The organism is Pauljensenia sp. C0254C2, assembly GCF_056583835.1.
In genome coordinates this window covers 154,634-179,576 of sequence record NZ_JBWPJO010000003.1, presented here as the reverse complement: position 1 = coordinate 179,576, position 24,943 = coordinate 154,634, and the positions used below count along the sequence as shown (strand labels likewise).

Genomic DNA, 24,943 nt, shown 5'->3' with positions numbered 1-24,943 from the left:
CATCATGCCCTGTTCGTCAAATTCGTGCTGGGCTCCACGCCGGGAAGTTTCCACGAACGCCGATGCTGGTCACACGCACCCATGCGGCTCAGGGCGTCAATATGGGTGCGCGACGCGTACCCTTTATTGTGAATCCAGTCGTATCCTGGATCCTCCAGCGAGCACATCAATCTGTCTCGCTCCACCTTCGCCAGAACGGACGCAGCGGCAATGACTGCACATTCTGCATCTCCATGCACGCGCGTCATGATGGAAACGTCAGTGCCGACGGGAGAAACACCCAGAAGATCTGCAGCGAGCCAGTTATGAACACCATCAAGTAAAGTCACCCCGATAGTGGCACCATCCCCTCTCACCGCTTCAATCGCCCGCGATGCTGCCAATCTTAGAGCGCCGATGATGCCACCCTCGTCAATTTCTGCGGGGCTGGCCATGCCGACTGCCGAGGCGGCGACCCACTGGTGAATAGGGTCAACGAGCTCTTCTCGAGCGCGTGCAGAGAGCATCTTTGAGTCTGCAAGTCCAACAGGAGCAGGTCCCGATTTTTCAGTCACGAGGGCGACTCCCACGGCAACGGGACCAGCAATTGCGCCGCGTCCCACTTCGTCCACACCTAAAACGGTGGGATATGACTGCAGCAATTCGCACTCGACGTCACGTGTGGCAAAGCGGCGAAGCTGACGCATCACGAATCTTTCACGGCTGAGAAAACATCACGATCGCCTAGCCAGCTCCAGTGACCGAGGGGCCACAGCACCATCGTTGCGCGGCCGACGATCTCGTCAGTGTCAATGAATGCATTCTCGAGCGGGTCCATATGGAAACGTGAGTCAGCGGAATTCGGGCGATTGTCCCCCATCACCCACACTGATCCTTCGGGGACGGTGACGTCGAATTCCATACGCGATGCTGGTTCGCCTGCAGGAATGTACGGTTCGGTGATCTCCTGGCCATTGACGGTGAGTGCGCCGTTCGCGGTGCAGCATTGGACACGGTCTCCGCCTACTCCGATGACGCGCTTGACCAGCGTCTGTTCGCCGTTAGCTGGGAGGATGCCGATAAATTCTCCCACCGAACGCAGGATTCTCCCTGCACCTTCTGATTCTGCGCGAGGAAGCCATCCCTTTGCATCGTTGAACACGATCACGTCACCGCGCTCGATATCGCCTCGGAAGGTCGAAATTCGTGAGACGACGATGCGGTCATTTTCGACGAGCGTGGAACGCATCGAGGGCGAGGGAATCCAGAACATCTGGAAAATAAAAGCGCGAATGACGGTGGACAGGACGAGTGCGCCCACCACGATGATGGCGCACTCTTTCAACCATGAGAAACCGCTTGGCTTCTTCTGCAAAGAGTCATCCTGGTCGGAGTCGTGGTAGCGCTTTCTGTGCTGGATCGGTTGGTAGTTCACGCGTCGACTTCCTCTGAAACTGAGGCCCGGTACCGTGGAGGTACCGGGCGCTCGTGAGTCTCGTTCACTCAGTGAACTCGCGGTGCTCGCGCACACGCGCCGCCTTGCCATGACGATCACGCAGGTAGTACAGCTTCGCGCGGCGCACATTACCGCGGGAAGTGACCTCAATGTGGTCAATGGTAGGCGTGTGGATCGGGAAGGTACGCTCAACGCCGACACCGAATGAGATCTTTCGGACGGTGAACGTCTCGGACACGCCGTGACCACGGCGTGCAATAACGATCCCCTGGAAGACCTGAATACGGCTACGGTTACCTTCAACGACTCGTACGTGAACCTTCACCGAGTCTCCAGCACGGAAAACCGGAATGTTATCGCGCAATGACGGTGCATCAACAGCATCCAGTTTCTGCATTTTTACTCCTCAACGTTTCTGCCGCAGGTCAGTCCCGTTTATACGGCGGATCTTGGTCCGCAATTCTTGAGCAGATCGTGCTTTCTGGCGCTCCCCCCGCGGCAGGCTACGCCCAGCTGATCTGACGTTCTAGTGTGCCACAAGAATCGGGTGCTTCCCAAGTCCTGTGAGCTATTCGTGGCGTGATCGCGGCGTGATGTTACGCACGAATACGTCATCGATATTGGCTTTCTCCCCCACCATGAACGTGCGCCTGCCGGCCACTGAGAAACCATGACGCTTGTAGAACGTCTGAGCGCGTTTATTGGCGATCGAGGTTCCCAGGGCAATCTGTGAGTTGCGCCCCTGAGCTTCCACATCTGCGACCGCACGCTCGATCATCGCTCCGGCCACACCTGACCCCTGCCAGAATTCTCTCACGTAGCATTTGGACAGATATGCCGCCCCTAGCTCAAGCTTCCCAGGCCGCACCATCTGGGTAGGCATTCCGTCGGGCCCGGACAGAATAGTCAGGGTGTAGCCGATCAGCTCCGATGAAGCACCGCGCAACTGCGCGACCAGGATCCGGTAGACGGACGGGGACGCGAGCATGCGTTCAAATTCGCTGGGAGACAGGCTTTCCTCAATGAAGGCTGCAATATCGTCCTGACTGACGTAGTCCGGACATGCCAGTGGGAACGTGTTGGCTGCAAGCTCAGAAAGAGCCTCTGCTTCCCCTTCACGCGCCAGCCGTATCATGACATCGCGTCGCTTGGGGGTGATGATCGTGCCGGCACCGGCCAGCACTTCCTTGTCGCGGGTTGACAGGCATTGTGCATCGAGCCGATCAATGAGGTCGGGCCGACGGTGAGCAGTTCTGACCAGTGATCGATCACGGCGCCACCGGTCAATGTCGGCGTGGTTGCCGCTGGTGAGCACGTCGGGCACGTCAATGCCGCGCCACGATCTGGGCCTGGTATACACGGGATATTCGATCAGGCCATCGGGCCCATAGGATTCTTCGTCAAGAGATTCAGGATTGCCGAGGACACCCTCGAGCAGTCGTGACACGGATTCGACAAGGACGAGTGCTGCGGCCTCGCCGCCATTGAGGATGTAGTCGCCGATGGAGTATTCGAGGACTTCCACTTCCTGCTCGCGATAGAAGTCGGCAACGCGTTGATCGATACCTTCATATCGTCCGCAGGCAAGGATGATCTGGTCGACTTCCGCTAGTTTTTCCACACGGCGCTGATCCAGCGGCGTGCCGGACGGGGTCGGAATCGCGAGGACTCTTCGGGCGGAGTCAGAGTGGGAATCATCCAGGTCGACGCTCAGAACCTGGTCGATGCCGCGGCCCCACACGTCGGGCCGCATCACCATTCCTGCTCCCCCGCCGTACGGCGCGTCATCGACAGTGCGATGACGATCCGTTGTCCATTGACGCAGATCATGGGTGTGAATGTCGAGTAGATCCGCGTCCTGGGCCTTGCCCAGAAGGGACAGGTCCAAGACGTCAAAGTAGTGCGGGAAGATGGTGAGCAGATCAATTCGCACGCCGCTATTCTCCGTCCATGTCGTAGTTATCGTCGAACAGACCCGGGATCGGATCAATCGTCATGGTTCCCTCGTCCACGTTGACTTCCGGTACCAGGGCGCTGACAAATGGCACCAGTACTTCCCGGCCATCGGCATCGACAATGATAAGATCCTGCGCAGCTCCGGGCTGCATACCGGTGACTGTTCCCAGGTGTTCGCCCAGCAAAGTGACGGCTTCCAGTCCGGTGAGCTGGTGGGGATACCACGCGTCATCCTCATCGAGGGCATCCACCATTAATTCCGTGCCGCGCAGGTCCTCAGCCTGTTCGCGGGTGGAAATTTCTTCGAAGCCCGCCAGGACGCGGTCTTTGTGTGCACGCAAAGATCGCATCGTCAAAGTGCTGTATTCGCTGTGAGAGGTGTGCACAGTGGTGCCGGGAGCCAGCGCCTGGGGCCGGTCCGTCGTGACTGTCACGTACACTTCGCCCTTCAGGCCGTGGGCCGTCCCCACCACTGCCGCTCTGAGCTGCATCTTTGCTCCTCACGGTGTTGTGGGGTCCGGCTCATGTTGAGCGGACCCCACACCTATGCCATATACAGCCTTGGCGCTGTTACTCCTGGTCAGTATCAATCACGTCAACCCTGACGGAGCCGCGAGTCGACAGGCCGTTCATTACGGCGCGCAGTGCGCGTGCGGTGCGACCCGACCGGCCGATCACGCGACCCAGATCATCCGGGTTAACCCGAACTTCCAGCAGCTGCCCGCGCCGGATCGACCGCCGCGTGACACGCACATCGTCAGGATTGTCAACAATTCCGCTGACAAGGTGTTCCAAGGCATCGGCCAGCATTACTCAGCGTCCTTTTCCTCAGCTGGAGCCTCGGCTGCCTCGGCAGCCGGTTCTTCTGCGGATTCTTCGGCTGGGGCGTCGGTTTCAGCTTCGGCTGCCTCGGCTGCTTCAGCCTCAGCCTGAGCCTTGGCTTCAGCCTCGGCCTTTTCCTTTTCAGCTGCAACCTTGGCCTTACGCTTTTCAGCATCTTCCTCAGCGGCCTTAATGGCCTTTTCGGCTTCTGCTGACTGATCGGTCTCAGCGACCTTGACGCGCGAGACGGCGTCCTTCTTGCCGTTGAACTTGGCAATGTCACCGGTCAGCACGAGCAGGTTACGCACCGTGTTCGAGGGCTGCGCACCCACTGAAAGCCAGTACTGCGCGCGCTCGGAGTCGATCTTAATGATGGAGGGGTCGCGGGTCGGATCATAGATGCCGACCTCTTCAATGACCTGACCATCGCGCTTCTTACGCTGGTCAACGACAACGACGCGGTAGAAGGGCGCATGGATCCTACCAATGCGCTTCAAACGAATACGAACTGCCACTTGTGTGGTCACTCCTGTTTCTAACTCGGGTTGGATCGCACATGGTATCGGTGGGAAACACGATGTCACGATAGATCCTGGACACAGTCTCGAGTGGTGAGAGGGACCAACCCTCGACCGGGTACAGCACTCCATTGTGCCACGCATCGGTCTCAATTCCCAGATCTTGTTCCTCTCATCCTCTGTTTCCTGGCGTGTGATCGATCACGACGAGGGCTCACGAGAAGTGGAAATTCAGTGGGCGAAACACCACAATAGCCTTATGAGCACACATGGTGACGTCACGAATGATGATGAGCGCATTGCTCACGACCTGGCGATCCTGGCGGGGGCTGCAGCGCGCGCCGTGGCCAGCTATCTGCGGCGCGCTGTCAGCCACGTTGAATCCGTTGACTTCAAAGCTGACCACCACGATCCAGTCACTGTACATGACAAGCGCGTGGAATCTGCGCTGCATGTTCTCCTGGGCTATTTTGTTCCGGGCTCACGCGTACTGGGTGAGGAAACTGGTGAACGCACCCTGCCCCGAAAATTCGACGGGCCGACCGAGGAGTTCACCGAGCACTTCGAATTTCCCACATCCCCCCTAGTTCAGGGTGCCAGGCGCCGCTGTACGTCGCTGGCTGAGCGCGTCAGGTGGATCGTCGACCCCATCGACGGGACGGCGAATTTCGCAGCCGGAATGCCTTATTTCAACACGTCAATCGCTGCTGAGCTGGACGGCGCAGTCGTTGCTGGCGCAATCAATGCTCCGATCATGGATCACCTGTTCCTCGCTGATCTCACTCATGCGTGGCTGCGCACTGACGAGGAAGACATCGACATTCACGCCCAGGGTCCCACGAGCGAGCGAGACGCGGTCGTGCTGTCATATCACCCGTCACTGCATTCATTCATTGACGATCCTGCCGGTTCAGCTGAAGAATACGCTCGCCTGGCGTCAACGTATCAGGCTGTTCGTCGGCCAGGTGCCGCAGCCCTCGACCTGGCGATGGTCGCGTCTGGAAGGGCTGGTGCAATGCTGGCCGGGACGATGAAGCCGTGGGATGTGGCAGCCGGTATCCACATGGTCAAAGTGGCAGGCGGGAACGTCGTGAATGCCCCGATGGGCACTGATCTTCCCGACGGAGTGCGTCCAGGCGTGGCAGCGTGGGTCGGCTCGATGGAGGCCCCCGTCCTCCAGGAGCTTCTTCACCAGGCTGACAGCCGGCGCTCAGGCGACGCGCGTCCCGCCCAAGATGACGGCGACCGGTCGTGACAGTTCGGTAATGTCTGCACGAGGATCGGCCTCGTAGACCACGCAGTCAGCTGGCGCACCATCGTACAGACTGGGATAGCCGAGGGCGTCGCGAGCCTGCCAGGTCGCGATGTCGAGAATCTTGGCTGGCGGCAAGCCTGCCGCGTGCCATCGGGCAAGTTCTGCTGGAAGGGATCCGTGATCCTGGTAGCCGCCGGCATCTGTTCCGGGAAGCAGGTGGACTCCTGAATCGAAGAGGCGCTCATAATGGTCGTGTCGTCCCTCGTAAAGCGTGCGCATGGTCTGCGCGTAGCGCGCGAACTTGCCGTCGGCAGCCTGCGCGAAGGATTCGAAGAGTTCGATTTGGCAGAGCGTGGGTGTGATGACAACACCTTGCCGTCTGGCCTCACTGAGCTGATCATCGTCCATACCGGAACCGTGTTCGATTCCGTCGACGCCGGCTGCCAGCAGATCGTCGATTGCTGCGTGAGAAAACGTGTGAACGGTCAGGCGCGCGCCAGATTCGTGCGCGGCGGCAACTGCGTCACGCAGGACCTCACCTGGCCACAGGGGGCGCAGATCCGATTCTGATCCTTCACTGCGGTCGATCCAGTCCCCCACGATTTTGACCCATCCATCCGAGCGGGCCGCTTCCTGTGCGACCGCTTCAGGCAGTTGCGAGGGCGTGGCCAGTTCGCGCGAAATGCCACGAATGTAGCGTTTAGGGCGTGACAGGTGTGTGCCGCAGCGGATCAAGTGCGGCAATGTGGGATCGTGTTGAATATGCGACGTATCGACAGGACTGCCGCAGTCACGCATGAGCAGAACTCCGCTGTCACGGTCTGCTTGAGCCTGCCGAATCTGTGTTTCCTGATCGACAGGACCGTGAGGACCCAGGCCAATGTGACAATGCACGTCAACGAGGCCGGGAATGATCCACCCGGTCAGTTCCTCTTCATCCGCGGCCCGAGGCTGTGCGGCCGTGGAGATTCTGCCGTCACAAATCGACCAGGAGCCTTGCGTCCATGCGGCGGGCTGCGACCCGTCTGAGGAGGGACGCCACAGAGCTGTTCCTGTCAGGCGCATGATATCCGTCAGAATCCGTTGAGCATGCGCTGAATATCCTCGGGCAGTTGGTCCATAGAGGGGCGTTGGGCAGCGCCCTGGCCCTGACCAATGCCGAATGCGCTACCCGACGAGGACGCATTGTTCCTGCGTTCACTGGCTGGAAGCATTGCTTCGAGTTCCTGCTGGCGACGCTTGGCTGGGTTTCCTGAACGCGCCTTCTTCTTCACGCGCGCACGCTGAGCCTTGGCACGGCGTGCATCTTCACGCTGTTTGGCGCGGCCACCATGTCCCGGCATATTCCCCATTCCGGGGAAGCCGCCGGCAGCGCCCATTTGACCCATCATCTCGCGGGCTGCTTCGAAGCGCTTGACCAGTGCGTTGACTTCCGTCACCGTGGTACCTGAACCGCGGGCAATACGGGCACGGCGCGATCCGTTGAGAATCTTGACGTCGTTGCGTTCGGCGGGCGTCATGGAACGGACGATTGCTTCGACACGGTTGACTTCTGACTCATCGAAGTTGGCGAGCTGGTCCTTCATCTGCGCCATTCCCGGAATCATTCCGAGAACCTTGCGCATGGATCCGAGTTTGCGGACCTGCTGGAGCTGGTTGAGAAAGTCTTCGAGGGTGAGCTGGCCACTCATGGCCTTCTCAGCGACCTTCTCGGCTTCCTCCTGATCCATCTTCTTTTCGGCCTGCTCGATCAGGGTCAGAACGTCACCCATATCAAGAATTCGGCCGGCCATGCGGTCTGCGTGGAATCGTTCAAAATCGTCGAGGCCTTCGCCCGTTGAGGCAAAGAGGATCGGCGCACCGGTCACGCCGCGTACGGACAGCGCAGCGCCGCCTCGGGCATCGCCGTCAAGTTTCGACAAGACGACACCGGTAAAGCCGACGCCATCCCTGAACGCGGTCGATGTCTGCACGGCATCCTGGCCAACCATTGCGTCCAGGACGAACATGATTTCGTGCGGATTGACGGCGTCACGAATCGCGATTGCCTGATCCATCATTTCCCGGTCAACACCGAGGCGCCCAGCGGTATCGACGATTGCCACGTCGAAACCATTGTTGATGGCGTAGTTGACGCCGGTTCGCGCCACGTAGACAGGATCACCGACTCCGTTCCCCGGCTCCGGTGCCCACACCTTGACTCCGGCACGCTCGCCCAGAACTTGCAGCTGCTGGACGGCATTTGGGCGCTGAAGGTCCGATGCAATCAGCATGACCTTCTTGCCTTCTTCCGTCAGCCACTTGCCGAGCTTGCCGGCAAGGGTTGTCTTACCGGCACCCTGAAGGCCGGCCAGCATGAACACGGTCGGCCCCCGGTCAGCGAAGTGGAGTTCACGCGTTTCGCCGCCGAGGGTTTCGACCAGCTGGTCGCGCACGATACGCACAACCTGCTGACTGGGGTTCAGACCCTGTGAGCGGGTCGCTCCGTAAGCGCGTTCACGCACTGCGGCGGTAAATTCGCGGACGACAGGAAGGGCAACGTCAGCGTCAATCAGGGCGCGTCGGATCTGACTGACTGTTTCATCAACGTCAGATTCGCTGAGAATACCGTGCCCGCGAAGTTGTTTGAACGACTCAGTGAGACGATCTGACAGGTTGGAGAACACTGGATCCCTTCCTTCTCCGATGTGGACGCAATGGTCTTACACTAGCGCACCCACGGCGCCGTGTGCTTACGTGGCAGGCTGTCCCACAATTGCCTGAATGAATGACTCGGCATCGAAGGGCGCCAGATCGTCGACGCCCTCTCCCAGCCCCACCAGCTTGACAGGAACTCCGAGTTCCCTTTGGACCGACACCACGATTCCGCCCTTTGCGGTGCCATCCAGCTTCGTCAGGACGATTCCTGTCACTCCAGCCACTTCTGCGAAAATTTCCGCCTGGCGCATACCGTTTTGGCCGGTCGTCGCATCGAGGACCAGGAGGACCTCGTCAACGGGACTGACACGTTCCATGACACGCTTGACTTTCCCGAGCTCATCCATCAGACCTGACTTGTTCTGCAGTCGGCCCGCCGTGTCCACAATCACGACGTCAACGCCGTCGTCGACACCGCGGTGTACGGCATCAAAAGCGACGGATGCGGGATCGGCGCCTTCACGGTCGGATCGGACCACGTCAACCCCCACGCGGTTGCCCCACGTCTCCAGCTGGTCAGCCGCTGCGGCGCGGAATGTATCAGCAGCACCGAGCAGGACTGTCTTGTCCTGTGCAACAAGCAACCGGGCCAGTTTGCCAATCGTCGTCGTCTTACCTGTTCCATTGACGCCGATCACCAGCACCGACGCACTGACCTTGGTGCCGTTTTCATCAATGTGCGGCTCGCAATGCAGGGAACGATCCATAGTCGGGTCGACCAGTGCCAGAAGCTCGTCGCGTACAATCGTGCGGGCTGACTCGGCATCTGAATGTCCTTCAACCTTGACGCGGGTGCGCAGCCGCTCCATGAGCTCTTCGGTGGCCGGCAATCCCAGGTCGGCCATCAGAAGTGAATCTTCGATCTCTTCCCAGTCTGCCGCGTTGAGCTGCGCGCGCGAGAGAACTGAAAGGAGCGCATGTCCGATAGCGCCAGACTGCGCGAGGCGTCCGCGCAGACGCTGCATGCGGGAGGGAACGGATTCAGGAGTTTCGGTACGCGGTTGCGTCTCAACGTCAGGAGCCGCAGTGGTCTGACCGCTCTCAATAGTGGGTGTGCGGCGTTCTTCAAGTTCGGGGCTGGACTGTCGTCCTCGTACGCCCCACCAGATTCCCACGCCCACAAGGGCAACGAGAATCAACAGGCATACCAGACCGATCGGGCTTGTCACAAAATCGGTGAAAGTGTTCATAGTCCTATCATGGCCTATTTAATGCGTGAGTTGCATTTTACGCACGCGTCCGCGCCGCGATGCAGCCTCCATGCGTGTGGCCGCCTCTTCGACACGTACTGCTGCATCCTCGAGGCGTTCATATCCAGGCAGGTCGGTCGCATCGACATACGCCGAGCCGTCTCGCCCATTGCTCCGGAGCATCGTGTCCAGGCTGACAAGCTGAGGATCGATATCCGCGTCCTCATCTGTTCGCGCCGGGTCAGCCCAGCGTCTCGACTGGTCTTTCCAAAGAGACTGCCATGATTGGGCGCCTCGGCGTGACAAGGCCAAGCTTGCCAGGACGCCTCCTGCCAGAGCCACAACAACCAACGTTGTCAGCATGATGACCACAACAGAACCAAACATGTCTTCATTGTCATGTGTGACGCCAGCGAGAGCCACAGTAAACGCCGCACATGCTCAATTTGTTATCTGTGATCTCCTAAGCATCTGCCAGGCGCTGCGAGACGACGGTTGTGACCCCGTCACGCATCGTCACGCCGTAGAGCGCATCAGCGATTTCCATCGTGCGTTTCTGGTGGGTGATAACAATCAGCTGGCTTTCTTCCTGCAGCTCCCGGAAGATTTTGAGCAATCGCGTCAGGTTCACATCGTCGAGGGCGGCCTCAACCTCGTCCATGACATAGAACGGTGAGGGACGCGCCTTGAAGATGGCGATGAGGAATGCCAGAGCTGCCAGGGAGCGTTCTCCGCCGGACAGCAGTGACAGGCGCTTGACCTTCTTGCCCGCCGGCCTGGCTTCGATCTCGATGCCCGTTGTCAGCATCGAATCTGGATCCGTCAGCGTCAGGTTGCCCTCGCCGTTGGGGAAAAGGACCTCGAAGGTGTGGGCAAACTGTTCGCGCGTGTCGTTAAACGCGGTGGTGAATGCTTCTTCGACCAGGCGATCGACGTCGTCAATGATATGCAGCAAATCGGCTTTCGACGATTTCAGATCATTGACCTGGGAAACCAGGAATTCGTGGCGCTTGGACAGTGCTTCGTGTTCCTCCAGAGCCAGCGGGTTCACGCGGCCAAGTTTTGCCAGGTCACGTTCAGCAGCCGCCAGTGCCTTTTCCTGTTCGGGGCGCGAAAAGGCAGTCGGGTCGCCCTCGCCTGAAAAATCCGGCACGAGGTTATGGGGGCCGAATTCTTCGATGAGCTGGTCAGCTTCCAGGCTGAGTTCCTCCATCGACCGGGCGGTCGCCTGTTCCAGGCGCATCATGGTCTGTGCACGTGCGATTTCGTCCTGGTGCGCCAGGCCGGTGATCTCGGCAATTTCAGCATTCACGGCATCGAGCGCGGCGCGCAATTCGATGCGCTCATGGCTTGACTGCTGACGCAGTGATTCAGCTTCGGCGCGCAGCTGTTCCCAGTGCTCAACGATTCGAGCGGCAACGTCCACGCCGTACTGAGCCTGTTCGGCAACGCGTTGGGCAATGAGCAGCTTGCGCCGGCGCTGGTCCTCACGTTGGGCGTATCGGCTGCGCTCCTCACGGCTGCGCGCTGCTGCCTGCCTGAGAGCTCGAGCCCTTCCTCCGCTTTGTCTCGACCGTTCTTCATTGGTGCGAAGTTCCAGACGCGTGGCCGTCTCATGTTCGCGAGCTTCGCGGGCTATGCGCGCGGCTTCGCCTGCTCTCTGTTGAGCCGGCTCAGCGTCGGGAGCCGGTTCCATGTCTTTGGAGGTGCTCAACCGCTCGTCGGCGGTATCCACCTGGCTGCGTGCCCATTGAACATGCTTGGCGACTTTACGTGCGGTCGCCTCGCACCTTTGTGTCTCTGCCTGAGCAGCCTTGGCTGCCGACTGGGCGCGCGCGTATGCTTCAGCGAGCTTTGCGCGCTGCGAGTCCTGGGCACGCAAGGCTTTGAGCGCTTCGTTGGCAGCGCGGATCGCCTGATCGAGTACCTCATTTGCGTGAACCAGCTGTTCAGAGGCCTTCTGTTCGTCATCGAGGGCGTGGCGCGCTCCCTCAACGGCCTGTTCGTACTGAGCGCGCACACTCAACACCGAGGAAGTGGAGTGGCCAGATCCGATCAGTGACTCCCCCGTGACAACATCACCGTTGGACGTAACCACTGTTCGAACGCCGGGATGCTCCAGCAGGTCCTGCACTTCGTCGAGATCCCGGCACACGACGACGCTTTCGAGCAGCTTCGTGACGCTGCGCGAAACCGAGTGCGCGTGGGTGATGACGTCCAGCGCCCAGCGCGCTCCAGACGGAAGGGGGCCACGTGGCTGCTGTTCCACCTCGTTATTGCCGTCGCCGTCACCGGCGCGCATCATGCGCATCTGTCCTTGTTGGTGTTCGCGGGCGTGACGCAGGCAATCTATTCCGTTCGCCGTTCCGTCGACGATCGCGGCATCAGCCAGCGGGAACAGTGCTGCGGCAATGGCATCTTCCCAGCCCGGCTCAATGGTCAAGGCTTCAGGGACCGTTCCGAGGACACCGGAGCGGCCTGCCAATGTCGAAGTTGCGTCGTCGGGTGCGAGCTGCTCAGCCAACGTGTCACGGCGCGACTCCCACCTGGCTCGCTCGGCGCGTGCTTCCCGCTCACGCGCCACCAAAGCGTCAACCTGACTTCGGGCTTCATCGCGTTTGACGGAAGCCTGCGAGTGGTTGCGCGCAGCAGTGTCTTCGCTACCCTCGCCATCGGGAGCAGGCGTCTTTTGGAGGGCTTTCTCGGCTTCCTCCTGACGTTTGCGCGCGGCGCGCACCAGTTCTTCTGCTCGATTTTCCTCAGCTTCGGCAGCTACGAGGCGTGAGCGCGCAGATTCGACGTCGCCTGTCAGACGTGCGATCTTCTCACGTCGATCCGCTATCTGGCGCGTGATGCCGGACAGCCTCCCGTGGGCTTCTTCATCACGCTGCTCCGCCTCCTCACGAGCACTGATAGCCTCCTGCAGGCGCCGTCGGCACTCTTCTACTGTGCGCAGAAGCTCAGCGTCCTCGGCACTGGCCTCATCGGCACGCCTGTCCAGTTCGTCAGGATCGTCACCGGAGGGCGCATCAAGTGGACGTTCGAGGGAGGCAATCTTGTCGCGGGTCATTAGAACTGTTGCGCGCAAGGACTCCCCGATCGCAGTAAGGTCACGCCAAGCGGTATTCGCCTCAGTCAAACGCGGATCGGCTTCGCGTTCGCGCTGTTCACAAAGTTGAATACTTTCTGTCAGCTCGCGCGCTTGAACACGCAATTCCTGAGTTTTCTGGGTACGCATCTGGTCGGATTCGTCGTGCGCATTCAGGCGGTCGCGCAGGTCAACGATCTCATCTGCAATCAGGCGTGCCTTTGCGTCACGAACACGAGCCTGTATCGATTGTGCACGGCGGGCCGTTGCAGCCTGGCGTGCCAGTGGGCCAAGCTGGCGGTGGATTTCCTGCGTGAGGTCGAGGACCCTCACCAGATTCCGATCCATTTGCTCAAGCTTGCGCAGGGCGCGTTCCTTACGTCGGCGATGCTTGAGAACACCGGCGGCCTCTTCGATGAAACCTCGACGCTCCTCAGGTGTTGACGAGAGGATCTGATCGAGTTGTCCCTGACCCACGATGACATGCATCTGTCTGCCCATACCCGTGTCGGACAGGAGTTCCTGAACATCGAGCAGGCGCGCTGGGGTGCCGTTGATGGCATATTCTGATCCCCCACCGCGGAACAATGTGCGCGAGATCGTCACTTCTGAGTAGTCGATGGGCAGAGCCCGATCGGTGTTGTCGATGGTCAGATCAACTTGAGCACGCCCCAACGGTGCTCGCGAGGATGTTCCGGCGAAGATGATGTCCGCCATCTGTCCACCGCGCAACGTTTTGGCACCTTGTTCGCCCATGACCCAGGCAAGAGCATCGACGACGTTCGATTTGCCCGACCCGTTCGGGCCGACTACACACGTGATGCCGGGTTCTAGACGCAGCGTTGTCGCCGAAGCAAAGGATTTAAAGCCTCGTAACGTTAAATTTTTCAGGTGCACGTCTTTAAGAATACGTAAAAAGGCAGTTAAGCGTGCATTGCATCTTCGGCAAGCTCCGGGAACCACAGGGCAATCTCGCGTTGGGCAGAGTGCGGCGAATCTGATCCGTGCACGATATTTTCCGCGGTTGCGCGTCCCCACGCGCGGCCCAAGTCGCCACGAATTGTTCCTGGCTCGGCGTCAGTCGGGTCGGTTGAGCCGATTAGTCGGCGCACTCCGTCGACAACGCGTGTCCCTTCGACAACGGCAGCCACGAGCGGTCCAGACGACATGAATTCGATTAATGCAGGGTAGAAATGGCGATGGCGGTGTTCATGGTAATGTTCCTGAAGCAATTCTTCAGAGGCTTGCTGAACTTTCAGACCAACCAGCTTGTATCCCTTTGATTCAATCCGTCGCAGCACTTCGCCTGTCAACCCTCGCCTGTATCCATCAGGCTTGACCAGCACCAGTGTGCGTTCATGGGAGCCGTCTGTGCGTTCGTGTGCCGACATAGCATTCCCCCTCGTAGATGATCGTGCACTTCATGCAGCCTTTCGGCCACTAGGTCAAAAGACCTACATTATTATGCAGTCACTCTTCGAGCTTGTCGACCAGTGCATCTATTGCTTCCTGTGCCTGCGGTCCTGTGGCACGCAGCTGCACAATGTCACCCTGACGCACTCCCAGCGCCATCACTTCCAACGCTGACCCTGCATCGGCTCCGTTGACGAATACTTCTGCATCGAATGAGCCAGCTAAGCGAGCCAACAATGCAGCCGGACGCGCATGGAGCCCTACCGGGTCGGCCACTCGCGCAGTTGCCGTCACAACGTGGTCAGCGGTGTCTTCGTTTTCGTGAATCACGACGCGTCCCACCGGGGAGGCGGCAGAACGCGGCGTGTCAGGAGCGCCAGCCCGTTCAGCTGCGGCGCGCACCTCACTGCGACTACTGCCTGATTGCGCACTGATCGCAGCAGCAATGGTGCCTTCAACGAGTGGAGCATGCGCGTGTTCCAACGCCTCGAAGTCTTCCATTTCCTGGACGGATTCCACGGTCAGATCTGCTGAGCCCATGTCGGTCAGACACACGACGCCTGCACCGTCATGGCCGGTCTCGATTGCTCCGAGTGCGCGGGTAATCGCAGAGGCAACCTTGTCGTAGGAGGTGCCCAGCGAGCCGTCCTGCATTCCCCCCGCGCATTCGATGTGCACGTCGGGTGCCATCTGCTCTGCTACTTCCCGCACGCCCCTCGCCAGGAGGTCACTGTGGGACACGATTACGAGGGCGACTTTTGAGCTCATCGGTTATCCACCGACTTTGCGCCCTTAGCCGCAGCTCGGATAATCATCGCTGAGGAGGCGGCTCCAGGATCGCGGTGGCCTGCTGAGCGCGGCCCCAGATATGATGCGCGCCCCTTCGTGGCCTGCATGTCGATCGTGGCTTCAACGCCTTCTTCGGCAGCGCGCGCGGCGGCCTCGAGAATCTCGCAGATCGGGCGCTCCGCTTTGGCAGCATCATGAGCGGCGCGAGCGGCCGGTGCCCACGCATCGACCATCGTCTTTTCGCATTCTTCTGCCTTGCCTCGGGCCTGAATGCCTTCCAATGCTGCGTCGAACATGGCCACCACGTCCCGGGCGGAGATTTCCTGTCCTGTCAGTGCCTGTGATGCGCGCAGGAACGCTGTGCCATACAGTGGGCCGGCAGCTCCGCCAACCGTGGACATCAGGGTCTTCGCAACTGTTTTGAGCAGGGCCGCTGCAGCTTCGTGCGCATGGTCATCGGACTCCATCGCGTCGCGAACGGCACTGAAACCGCGATCCATATTCTCACCGTGGTCGCCATCCCCGATGTGTCGATCCAGGTCAATCAGATATTCTCTGTTGTCTGCGATCGTGTGCACAGCAGTCATCATCCATTCGCGGATCCACTGCTCGTTTAGCGTCTCACTCATCTATGCTCCTGATGTCATTTCCAGGCCGGCGTGCATACGGGAGCATCGAAAAGCTCCACGATGTCGTTGTCCGCCCGTAATAGGGTAACTGAAACACCCGGCATTTCCAGTGACGTCACGTAGTCACCCACCAGGCTGCGTGCCATGTTAATTCCGTCACGCTGCAGCAATTCGGCCACGTGACGGTACACAATGTACAGCTCACTGAGTGGGGTTCCACCCATGCCGTTGACCAGCGCGATCACGGATTCGTCTGCTTCGAGGGCCAATTCAAAGCGAACCTTTTCGTAGAGCTCTTCAGTCAGCGTGTCCGCAGTCTCCATCTGGCCGCGCCGATATCCGGGTTCGCCGTGGATTCCGATCCCCAGTTCAATCTCGTTGTCACCCAGTTCAAAGGACGGGCGTCCTGCATGTGGCACGGTGCAGGGCCCCAGTGCCAATCCCATCGATCGGACGTTGTCGATCACGTGCTGAGCGATGCGGGTGACAGTATGCAGATCGTCTCCACGTTCGGCTGCTGCGCCAGCGATTTTCTCCACTAAAACCGTGCCCGCCACGCCCCGTCGTCCGGCTGTATAGAGCGAGTCCTCCACTGCGACATCATCATTGACGGTAACAGTGGCAACGTCGATGTCGTCCATCTGCACCAGTTCGGCAGCGGTTTCAAAGTTGAGCACATCGCCCGTGTAGTTCTTGACGATGAACAGCACGCCCGCCCCGCGTTCGACAGCCAGTGCTGCCTGCGCGATCGGGTCAGGTGTCGGTGACGTGAACACGGCACCGGGCACAGCGGCATCCAGCATGCCTTTCCCAACGTATCCCGCATGCAATGGTTCGTGGCCCGACCCACCACCGGAGACGATGGCAACCTTCCCCTGATCTTTTGCGTGTGCGCGAATGATATAGGCTGGATTCGTATGGACGGTGACAAGGTCGGAGTACACGCCACCGAAGCCTTGCAGAGCCTGCTCAACTACTTGATGAACGTCGTTGACCAGTTTTTTCACCAGTGCCTCCTTGAACCATTCGGTCTCACATCCATGGTGCCATCCTTCAAGGATTTTGACCACGGAAATGGCGACATTCGTGGAAGTCAGCGGCCGTTAGCCTGGGAGACGATCTGTGTGGCCTGCCCTGCCAGTACAATCGAACCGAACACGATGACGGCCACATTTTCACCCGGCTCGGCGCGTGTTTCCACACGGGTGGCAGCTTCCGCTATTGCTTCGGCGATGTCAGGGATCCGGCTCACCCTCGTGTCATCAAAGACATCCTCAGCAATGGCCTGCACGTCGTCCAGTTCCATCGCCCGCACAGAATCCATCTGAGTGACGATCAGCTCGTCCATCACGGGTTCAACTTCGCCCAGCATTGTGTCCACGTCCTTATCCGACATCGCGGCGAAGACACCAACCACGTGAGCCAGACCAAGATCCTCGATGGCGGCGCGAACGGTACGCGCACCTGCCGGGTTGTGGGCTCCATCCACGATGATCATGGGTGAGCGTCGCACGACCTGCAGCCTGCCCGGTGATGTCACTGCACCGAATGCCTGCTCGACCACCTGCGCGTCCAATGCGCGCTCACCGATGAACGCTTCCACACCTGTCAAAGCGGCCGCAGCATTGTGGGCCTGGTGTTCGCCATGAAGGGGAAGGAAAATATCGGTGTACATCGCATGCGGAGTGCGCAGTGACATGAGCTGCCCGCCTACTGCCCTTTCACGAGCCACGACCTCAAAGTCTGTGCCCTCCACCAGGAGGCGCGCACCCACCTGGTCGGCGCGCTCGCGCAGAATCTCGAGCACCTCGTCATGCTGGTGGGCAACAACAGTGATCTGGCCGGGTTTGATGATGCCGGCCTTTTCATGGGCAATGTCCGTGACCGTGTTGCCCAGCCACTTTTGGTGATCAACGTCGATCGGCATAATGACACCGACCTGACCGTCCACCACGTTGGTGGAATCCCACGTGCCTCCCATACCGACTTCCACCACGGCCGCGTCGACCGGATAGTCTGCGAATGCAGCCAACGCCATGACAGTGAAAACTTCGAAGAACGACAGTGTCGGGCCACCCTGCTCAATCGAGCTGTGGTCAACCATGTCGATATAGGGCTGCACATCGTGGTAGGCATCAATGAAGGCCCGGTGCGAGATGGGCTCACCGTCCAGGCAGATACGTTCGCGAACGTCCAGCAGGTGCGGCGACGTGAAACGGCCCGTGCGCAGGCCCAGCGCTCCCAGCAGGGCATCCATCATGCGTGCAGTTGTCGTTTTGCCGTTCGTGCCCGTGATATGCACGCTCGGGTAAGACGTGTGGGGATCGCCCAGAATATCCATCACGCTCCGCACGCGCTCCAGGCTGGGTTGGACTTTGTGTTCCGGGGCGCGCGCCACAATTGATTCGTAGATGCGTGCCACTTCCGCGCGTTCCTGGGCAGCCTGCTGCGCGTCGTCGAGCATGCGTTCGTGATCTTCTTCGTTCGAGGGTGTCCCGTCCTCGTCCTCATCTGATTCGATTTCAGCCAGGATCGACGGATCGGGTCCGAGCAGGAGCGAATTCTCTACCAGTGCACGCAATGCCTCGGCTCGCTCCCGGTCTGCCCGATCCGCCGCTTCTTCGGCTTCCTGACGAGCCTGTTCGGCCTGACGGTCTGCCTCAGATGGCTCATCTGCAGCCTCAAGGTAGGGCAGCAAATCCGCAGGAATGCCGCTGGGTTCCTCGTCGGAGCCAAAGAAGGCGGGATGGTCACTCATGGAACAGGGTTCTCCTTCAGTTATCTGCGTGCACGCTGACGTGCGCTGCCAGCGTATCGCCTGGAACGATGGAAACGGACAGCGACAGTGTTTCGTGCGCGATCATGTCTCGATGCGTTTCCGCATCCGCCACGTGTTCCTCTGGCACGGTCAGCTCCAGGTCGATGCGGTCTGAAATATTCAGATCCTCTCGCTTGCGCTCATCCTGTACGATGCGGATGACGTCGCGCGCGTATCCCTCGGCAGCAAGTTCGGCGGTGATGTCCGTGTCGAGGACGACCACTGTGCCGTCAGCCAGAACGGATGCAACCTCACCTTCTGATGCTTCGACGGTAGTCGACACAGAGAACTGTCCCTCGCCCAGTTGAACGGGCTGCCCGCCCACCTCGACGTTGGGGAACGTCACAGTCTGACCTGATTCGTCCAGCTCCCACTGCCCCTGCTTGTGGGCTGCGAAAAGCTGGGAGGTGACCTTACGGACCTCGGGGGCGAATTCGCGAGGATTCAATGCCAGTTGCGTCGTCACTTTCAGACCCGAGTGATCCGGATCCACTAAAGTGACGTTCTTGACGTTCACTTCACTGGCAATGAGGGAAGCGAAGGGTTCAAGGGAGGGCGCCGCCTCCGAGACGACGGAAAGCTGACGCAGAGGCTGGCGCACGCGCAGATTATGCGTCTTGCGCAATGCGTGAGCACCTGATACGGCCTGACGCACTGCATCCATCACGGCGACCAGTTCGTCGTTGCGCACTGCCTCGGGCATTGTCGGCCAGTCCTGCAAGTGGACCGATTCTCCACCTGTGAGTGCCCGCCAGATTTCCTCGGTCAGCAGGGGCAACAACGGGGCGGTAACCTCGCACAGGGTTACCAGGGCTGATGACAATGTGTCACATGCGCGCGCATCTTCATCCCAGAAGCGCTGACGCTGAGTGCGCACATACCAGTTCGTCAGAACATCCATATGATCCTGAACCAGTGAACACGCCGTGCCGATATCGTACGCATCCAAAGCGGTGCGAACAGCGTCAGCCAGTGACTGGGTGCGTGCCAGCAGGTAGCGATCCATGACGTCGAGGCCGCCAAGCACTTTCGGATCGTCCAAGGCCAGCGGCTCAGCCACATATCCATTGCCATGATCGGACGCACCTGCGTACAGGGCGAGGAAGTGGTAGGCATTCCACAGGGGAAGCAGGATCTGGCGCACCGTGTCGCGGATGCCACCCTCGTGAACAATGAGGTTACCGCCGCGCACAACCGGTGAGCTCATGAGGAACCACCGCATCGCGTCGGACCCGTACTCATCGAAGACGCGGTTGACGTCCGGGAAGTTGCGCAAGGACTTGCTCATCTTACGGCCATCGTCGCCCAGCACGATTCCGTGGGAGACGCAGTGCGTGAATGCGGGCCGGTCAAACAGTGCGGTGGCCAGAACATGAAGTGTGTAGAACCAGCCGCGGGTCTGCCCGATGTACTCGACAATAAAGTCGCCCGGGTAGTGGCTTTCGAACCAGTCGCGGTTTTCAAACGGGTAGTGCACCTGGGCGTACGGCATGGAGCCCGACTCGAACCAGCAGTCGAACACATCGCTGATGCGGTGCATTGTGGATGTGCCGGTCGGGTCGTCGGGGTTTGGTCGCGTCAGCGTGTCGATGAATGGGCGGTGCAGATCGGTGACCTCGACCCCAAAATCAGCTTCGAGGTCCGCAATCGAGCCGTAGACGTCAACGCGGGGGTATTCCGGATTATCTGAGACCCACACGGGGATCGGCGCACCCCAGAAGCGGTTACGCGAAATGGACCAGTCGCGGGCGCCGGCCAGCCAGTTTCCGAAGATCCCGTCCTTGGTGTGCTCAGGTACCCATGTGATCTGCTGGTTGAGCTCCACCATTCGGTCACGGAAAGCACTGACCTTGACGAACCATGAACTGACCGCCTTGTAGATCAACGGTTTACGGCAGCGCCAGCAGTGTGGGTAGGAATGGGTGAATGAGGATTGACGCACCATCTTCGCACGCACCTCTTCAGGGCGACGTGCGATGGGCCCTGATTGTTCGCGCAGGTGAGCCAGCACGAGTTTGTTCGCGTCGAACACCTGCACGCCTTCGTAGTCGGGCACCTCGGAGGTGAAGCATCCTGCCTCATCGACAGGGACGACAGGCCTGATGCCGACTTCCTGACAGGCGATCATGTCGTCTTCACCAAATGCCGGTGCTGTGTGCACCAGGCCAGTGCCGTCCTCAGTGGTGACGAAGTCGCCAGCGATGATGGTCCATGCGTTCGGTCCGGGCGTCTGGCCTTCAGCGCGGCGTTCATCGGTATCGAAGTAGTCAAAAATCGGTGCATAGCGCCGTCCGACCAGCTCAGAGCCAGGATAGGTGGCTTCGATCGTCGGACCTTCGCCCAGTTCCTTGCTGTAGGACGCCAGCAAGTCATGCGCGATGATGACGCGTTCACCCGCCAGTTCGCCTTCCTGAGGAACAACCGTAACGTATTCGATGTCCGGCCCAACAGTGATGGCGAGATTGGAAGGCAGTGTCCACGGGGTTGTTGTCCAGATCAGGGCCAGCTCGCCGCTTTCCATGCGTAAGCCGACGGTGACTGACTGGTCGGTGCGGTCCTGATAGACGTCGTCATCCATCTTCAGTTCGTGGTTCGACAGCGGGGTGCGATCGTGCCAGCAGTACGGCAGCACGCGGTATCCCTCATATGCCAAACCCTTGTCATACAGCGTCTTGAACGCCCACAGCACCGATTCCATGTAGGTGATGTCAAGAGTCTTGTAGTCGTCGTCGAAGTCGACCCAGCGTGCCTGGCGCGTCACGTAGTCCTGCCATTCATCCGTGTAGCGCAGGACGGAGGATCGGCATTCAGCGTTGAACTTTTCGATGCCCAGTCCGCCTGGTTTGGTGATTTCGGAGACGTCGTCGATACCGAGCAGGCGCTGTGCTTCCAGTTCGGCGGGCAGGCCGTGTGTATCCCATCCGAAGCGTCGCTCCACTCGATGCCCCAGCATCGTCTGGTAGCGGCCGACGATGTCCTTGATGTAGCCGGTCAACAGGTGGCCGTAGTGTGGCAGGCCGTTGGCAAAGGGCGGACCATCATAGAAGACGAATTCATTGTCGCCGCGATTGCCCGCAGCACGCTCATTGACGGACTTGGCGAAAATATCGTGCTCATCCCAGTACTTGAGAGTCGCCTCTTCCATATCTGGGAAAGAGGGGTTACCGGTTGGATGGGTGTTCCCGTTCAGAGGGTAATGTCCCTGCGCCATGATGGTCCTCGTTTCGTCTCCTGCGTAGCAATACAGGGACGGATCCTGGCGTCGCCAGCTTCCGCGGTACCACCCCGTTTGACGCTCGCGCTCCGTTATCAGGATCCCCGAGCGACCACTCGTTTGGGGCTGTGTCGGGCCCACCCGTCCGGTTCTACTGAAGGCCGAAGCCTCGTTCTTCCAGAAGACTCCCCGCTGATATCCCGGAACTTCCGGGTCGGATCATCGTCACTGTCAATAGTAGCCGACTTGAGACCCACGGCTCATGCGCGTCCATGTGGCGTTTGCCCTAGTTCGACTCATCTGTTTCACGGGCGACAAGCGTGTTGCTGGCTTGGGCGCGCGGACGAATAATCATCGAATCGATGTTGACATGGGAGGGCCTGGTCAGGGTCCATACAATCGCATCTGCAATGTCAGCAGCTGTCAGTGGCTCCGCAACCCCCTCGTACACCGAATCGGCGGCTTCCTGTGACTCCAGGCGACGCAGGGAGAATTCCTCCGTTTTGACCATGCCAGGTGCGATCTCAATGATCCGTACCGGCTCGCCTACTAATTCAATGCGCAGAGTATTGGCAATGATACGTTCGGCGTGTTTGGCGGCCACATAGCCTCCCCCGCCGGGATAGGTGTCATGGGCGGCTGTCGATGTCAGGAAGACGATGTCACCGCCGCGCTCACGCATCTGTGGCAGCAGTGCCCGGGTCAGTTGCAGCGTGGTCTTCACATTGATGTCGAACATGTGCTGCCACTTGTCCACAACGGCGTCAGCGATCGTTTCAACCCCTCTGGCCCCTCCAGCACAATTGACGAGGGCATCCACCGCACCTTTCTCGTCAGCGAACCTGGCCAGAGCGTCAACCTGGCCTTCATCCACCAGGTCTGCAGCGAATGGAATACATCCGCATTCGTGTGCAAGATCTTTCAGACGATCACCGCGTCTGGCAACAGCAATGATCTCCCAGTTACGGTCACGAAGCTGGCGAACTGTTTCCTGTCCGATGCCACTGGATGCGCCCGTCACGATCGCGCGTCGCGTGGGCTGGCCTGCAGATGGTGAAGTTGTCATAACTCCATTATGGTCTCTTCGGACACGGAAGGAGGTCCGATGGCATCGCGTCAATTCAGTGAGCGGACCACTGTGCGCGCCTGTTACACGGGGTACGTTGTTTAGGCGGTCATCAACAACCTGGCTCCCCTGCTCTTTGTCATCTTCAACGAGCAGCCCGATATTTCCGTCGCACAACTGGGAATCCTGTCATCGTTTAACTTCTGCATCCAATTGCTCATTGATTTCATCGCGATGTTCATCGTGGACAAGGTCGGCTACAGGCCGCCTAAGGTATGCGCCCACGCGGCAGCTACGGTCGGCCTTGTGCTACTGGCGGTACTCCCCCAGGTTGCGTCCGATCCGTACGACAGCTCTCATCTCGCTTATCGGCACGCAGTAGTAGTCACTGCTGCCACTGCTGTGGGCGGTCATTCCTGCCGTGAATCTTCTGCTCTTTCTGCGTGTCCCCTTGCCGCCCACTGTGGCCGACGACGATCGCACACCCGTGAAATCACTACTCGGGATGCCCGTTTTCCTCATTGCATTGGTGTTGATGATGATAGGCGGACCTGCTGAGCTGACGATGGTGCAGTGGTCTTCTTTCTTTGCCGAGCAAGGTGTCGGTGTGCCCAAAGGGACATTAGCCTCGTCCGGTTTCTTCGAGCCGGTCGCGCGGATTTTACCTGACGATGGCGGGTCAGGACTGCGTGCTGCCCTATTGATCAGCGCGGTCGTGCCACTGGTCTTTGCCCTGTGCGTCCCGCTGGTTGCGCCTCGTAGTTGGCCTGTTCATAGCGGCAGTGAGCTAGAATAGAGCCAACCTTCAAAGGGTCTTCCTGTAGCTCGCTATACTGAATAAGAATACTTTTTAGAATCAACGGGATAGGACGCTCCGTGAGTGCTTTATATCAACGGGTCTACGATGACATTCGGAACCGCATCGTCCGTGGTGATCTGAAGATCGGCTCACGCCTTCCCCGCGAGGCTCAGCTGCGCGAACACTATTCCGTCAGTTCCATCACCATTCGCCGCGCACTGGACATGCTGCGCGAGGACGGCTTCATCACGCGTCAGCCTCGCATCGGGACCACGGTCGTGTCGAATACTCCAACCCGTCCTCGCGAAGGGCAGAAAGAACCGCTGATCGGCCTGATTGTCACGAATTTCGACGAAGCGTTCGGTGCGCATATTCTGACCGGAGCATTTGAGGCGTCTTTTGGGACCGCGAATCTGATCGTCAAATTGACGCGAGGCGAAGCTGGCCGCGAAACCGAAGCGATTCAATCAGTGATCCGGGCCGGCGTGCAGGGCATTATCCTGATGCCGCTCATTTCCGAGATGATCAATCCGGTTGTCCTCAAGCTTATCGGAGAGCATTTCCCGTTAACGATCCTTGACCGCCATTACCAGACGATTCCGGTAGCTGCGGTGAGTTCGGACCACGAGGCAGGCGCTATTACTGCAACGGAGTATCTCTTTGATGCAGGTCACCGCCATGTTGCCATTATCGGTGCGCCGCGAACAGTTACATCCAATGCCGATCGCCACTCCGGCTGGGTTAAGGCACACGCACTGCGCCATATCAGCTTGGATCAGTCACTGTCCTATCACGAGATTCGTTCGACCACACCGGGCACGAACGTGTCGGTGGAAGACGATCAGGTCCAGCTGCGCGCCTTTATTGAGCAGCACCCGGAAGTCACTGCGTTCGTCGCGTGCGAATACAATATTGCGCTTATCCTGCGTGACACCCTCGACGACATGGGTCTGCGTATTCCCGAGGATAAGTCCATTATCTGCTTTGATCACCGTCCAGCGGGTTTCGACCACACGCTGTCACACTTCACGCATATGAAGCAGGAGCAGGAGGAACTGGGCCGACTGGCTGTTGAAACGACGATCCAGCAGATTCGCGAAGGTGCATCCACAGAGAAGATATCTTTACCGTTGACGCTGGTGGAAGGCGAGACAGTCGCTCACTTGAACGACTAATTCTCAACGCGGCAATTTTGCCGACGCCCTTGACATGCCGCAGGATCAGTGTCACTGTATATTGTACATATTTCGATCA

At 59.3% G+C, this 24,943-nt stretch carries 22 protein-coding genes; 3 read left to right on the top strand and 19 right to left on the bottom strand.

Going from position 1 to position 24,943, the window contains the following annotated elements; all coding sequences use genetic code 11:
* Positions 1-2 precede the first annotated feature (2 nt).
* From AC1DA5_RS03740 to rpsP, 7 genes are all read right to left on the bottom strand, one after another.
* A complete protein-coding gene (locus AC1DA5_RS03740) occupies positions 3-686 on the bottom strand; it encodes a ribonuclease HII (protein WP_058236716.1) in 684 nt (227 codons plus the stop codon).
* Positions 686-1,414, bottom strand: coding sequence for a signal peptidase I (gene lepB, locus AC1DA5_RS03735; RefSeq protein ID WP_227469358.1), 729 nt, complete (start codon positions 1,412-1,414; stop codon positions 686-688). The genes AC1DA5_RS03740 and lepB overlap by 1 nt, the downstream gene beginning before the upstream one ends.
* A 64-nt stretch (positions 1,415-1,478) precedes the next feature.
* Complete coding sequence (rplS, locus tag AC1DA5_RS03730) at positions 1,479-1,832, bottom strand: 50S ribosomal protein L19 (RefSeq protein ID WP_058236715.1); 354 nt, start codon at positions 1,830-1,832, stop codon at positions 1,479-1,481.
* Positions 1,833-2,003: 171 nt separating this feature from the next.
* Positions 2,004-3,368: a tRNA (guanosine(37)-N1)-methyltransferase TrmD gene (gene trmD / locus AC1DA5_RS03725; RefSeq protein WP_092648591.1), complete on the bottom strand. Its 1,365-nt coding sequence runs from the start codon at positions 3,366-3,368 to the stop codon at positions 2,004-2,006.
* A 4-nt stretch (positions 3,369-3,372) separates the two neighbouring features.
* Positions 3,373-3,882 carry a ribosome maturation factor RimM gene (rimM, locus tag AC1DA5_RS03720; RefSeq protein WP_058236713.1) on the bottom strand — a complete coding sequence of 170 codons (510 nt, stop codon included), beginning with the start codon at positions 3,880-3,882 and terminating at the stop codon, positions 3,373-3,375.
* Between the two features lie 79 nt (positions 3,883-3,961).
* Positions 3,962-4,201 (bottom strand): RNA-binding protein, encoded by a 240-nt coding sequence (locus AC1DA5_RS03715; RefSeq protein ID WP_058236712.1) that lies wholly within the window; start codon positions 4,199-4,201, stop codon positions 3,962-3,964.
* Positions 4,201-4,728, bottom strand: a complete 528-nt coding sequence (rpsP, locus tag AC1DA5_RS03710; RefSeq protein ID WP_070727214.1) for a 30S ribosomal protein S16 — start codon at positions 4,726-4,728, stop codon at positions 4,201-4,203. The genes AC1DA5_RS03715 and rpsP overlap by 1 nt, the downstream gene beginning before the upstream one ends.
* Before the next feature lie 262 nt (positions 4,729-4,990).
* Here rpsP and AC1DA5_RS03705 point away from each other — a divergent pair, with 262 nt between their 5' ends.
* Complete coding sequence (locus AC1DA5_RS03705; protein WP_141757400.1) at positions 4,991-5,986, top strand: inositol monophosphatase family protein; 996 nt, start codon at positions 4,991-4,993, stop codon at positions 5,984-5,986.
* Here the strand turns inward: AC1DA5_RS03705 and AC1DA5_RS03700 are convergent.
* From AC1DA5_RS03700 to AC1DA5_RS03645, 12 genes are all read right to left on the bottom strand, one after another.
* Positions 5,942-7,051, bottom strand: coding sequence for an amidohydrolase family protein (locus AC1DA5_RS03700; protein WP_092648590.1), 1,110 nt, complete (start codon positions 7,049-7,051; stop codon positions 5,942-5,944). The genes AC1DA5_RS03705 and AC1DA5_RS03700 overlap by 45 nt on opposite strands.
* Positions 7,052-7,059: 8 nt before the next feature.
* Positions 7,060-8,652 (bottom strand): signal recognition particle protein, encoded by a 1,593-nt coding sequence (ffh, locus tag AC1DA5_RS03695; RefSeq protein WP_058236708.1) that lies wholly within the window; start codon positions 8,650-8,652, stop codon positions 7,060-7,062.
* Positions 8,653-8,718: 66 nt separating this feature from the next.
* Positions 8,719-9,873: a signal recognition particle-docking protein FtsY gene (gene ftsY, locus AC1DA5_RS03690; protein ID WP_480289269.1), complete on the bottom strand. Its 1,155-nt coding sequence runs from the start codon at positions 9,871-9,873 to the stop codon at positions 8,719-8,721.
* 18 nt (positions 9,874-9,891) lie between these two features.
* Positions 9,892-10,260, bottom strand: a complete 369-nt coding sequence (locus AC1DA5_RS03685) for a hypothetical protein (RefSeq protein WP_480289267.1) — start codon at positions 10,258-10,260, stop codon at positions 9,892-9,894.
* Between the two features lie 76 nt (positions 10,261-10,336).
* Entirely contained in the window at positions 10,337-13,858 is a 3,522-nt protein-coding gene (gene smc / locus AC1DA5_RS03680) for a chromosome segregation protein SMC (protein ID WP_480289265.1), read from the bottom strand.
* Positions 13,859-13,884: 26 nt separating this feature from the next.
* Positions 13,885-14,352: a nucleoside-diphosphate kinase gene (ndk, locus tag AC1DA5_RS03675; RefSeq protein ID WP_070727201.1), complete on the bottom strand. Its 468-nt coding sequence runs from the start codon at positions 14,350-14,352 to the stop codon at positions 13,885-13,887.
* 79 nt (positions 14,353-14,431) lie between these two features.
* Positions 14,432-15,142, bottom strand: coding sequence for a dihydroxyacetone kinase phosphoryl donor subunit DhaM (gene dhaM / locus AC1DA5_RS03670; RefSeq protein ID WP_070727199.1), 711 nt, complete (start codon positions 15,140-15,142; stop codon positions 14,432-14,434).
* Complete coding sequence (dhaL, locus tag AC1DA5_RS03665; RefSeq protein ID WP_480289262.1) at positions 15,139-15,792, bottom strand: dihydroxyacetone kinase subunit DhaL; 654 nt, start codon at positions 15,790-15,792, stop codon at positions 15,139-15,141. Before dhaL ends, dhaM begins: the two co-directional genes overlap by 4 nt.
* Before the next feature lie 14 nt (positions 15,793-15,806).
* Positions 15,807-16,799: a dihydroxyacetone kinase subunit DhaK gene (dhaK, locus tag AC1DA5_RS03660; RefSeq protein WP_480289260.1), complete on the bottom strand. Its 993-nt coding sequence runs from the start codon at positions 16,797-16,799 to the stop codon at positions 15,807-15,809.
* Between the two features lie 86 nt (positions 16,800-16,885).
* Entirely contained in the window at positions 16,886-18,550 is a 1,665-nt protein-coding gene (locus AC1DA5_RS03655; RefSeq protein ID WP_480289258.1) for a bifunctional folylpolyglutamate synthase/dihydrofolate synthase, read from the bottom strand.
* A gap of 16 nt (positions 18,551-18,566) precedes the next feature.
* The gene (gene ileS, locus AC1DA5_RS03650) at positions 18,567-21,821 is read right to left on the bottom strand and encodes an isoleucine--tRNA ligase (protein WP_480289257.1); all 3,255 of its coding nucleotides are present in this window, start codon (positions 21,819-21,821) and stop codon (positions 18,567-18,569) included.
* Positions 21,822-22,110: 289 nt separating this feature from the next.
* The gene (locus AC1DA5_RS03645) at positions 22,111-22,890 is read right to left on the bottom strand and encodes an SDR family oxidoreductase (RefSeq protein WP_480289255.1); all 780 of its coding nucleotides are present in this window, start codon (positions 22,888-22,890) and stop codon (positions 22,111-22,113) included.
* A gap of 487 nt (positions 22,891-23,377) precedes the next feature.
* Between AC1DA5_RS03645 and AC1DA5_RS03640 the strand changes: the two genes are divergently transcribed.
* The gene (locus AC1DA5_RS03640; RefSeq protein WP_141757399.1) at positions 23,378-23,686 is read left to right on the top strand and encodes a hypothetical protein; all 309 of its coding nucleotides are present in this window, start codon (positions 23,378-23,380) and stop codon (positions 23,684-23,686) included.
* Between the two features lie 80 nt (positions 23,687-23,766).
* Positions 23,767-24,864: a GntR family transcriptional regulator gene (locus AC1DA5_RS03635; protein WP_070727187.1), complete on the top strand. Its 1,098-nt coding sequence runs from the start codon at positions 23,767-23,769 to the stop codon at positions 24,862-24,864.
* The last annotated feature ends 79 nt before the right edge of the window (positions 24,865-24,943 follow it).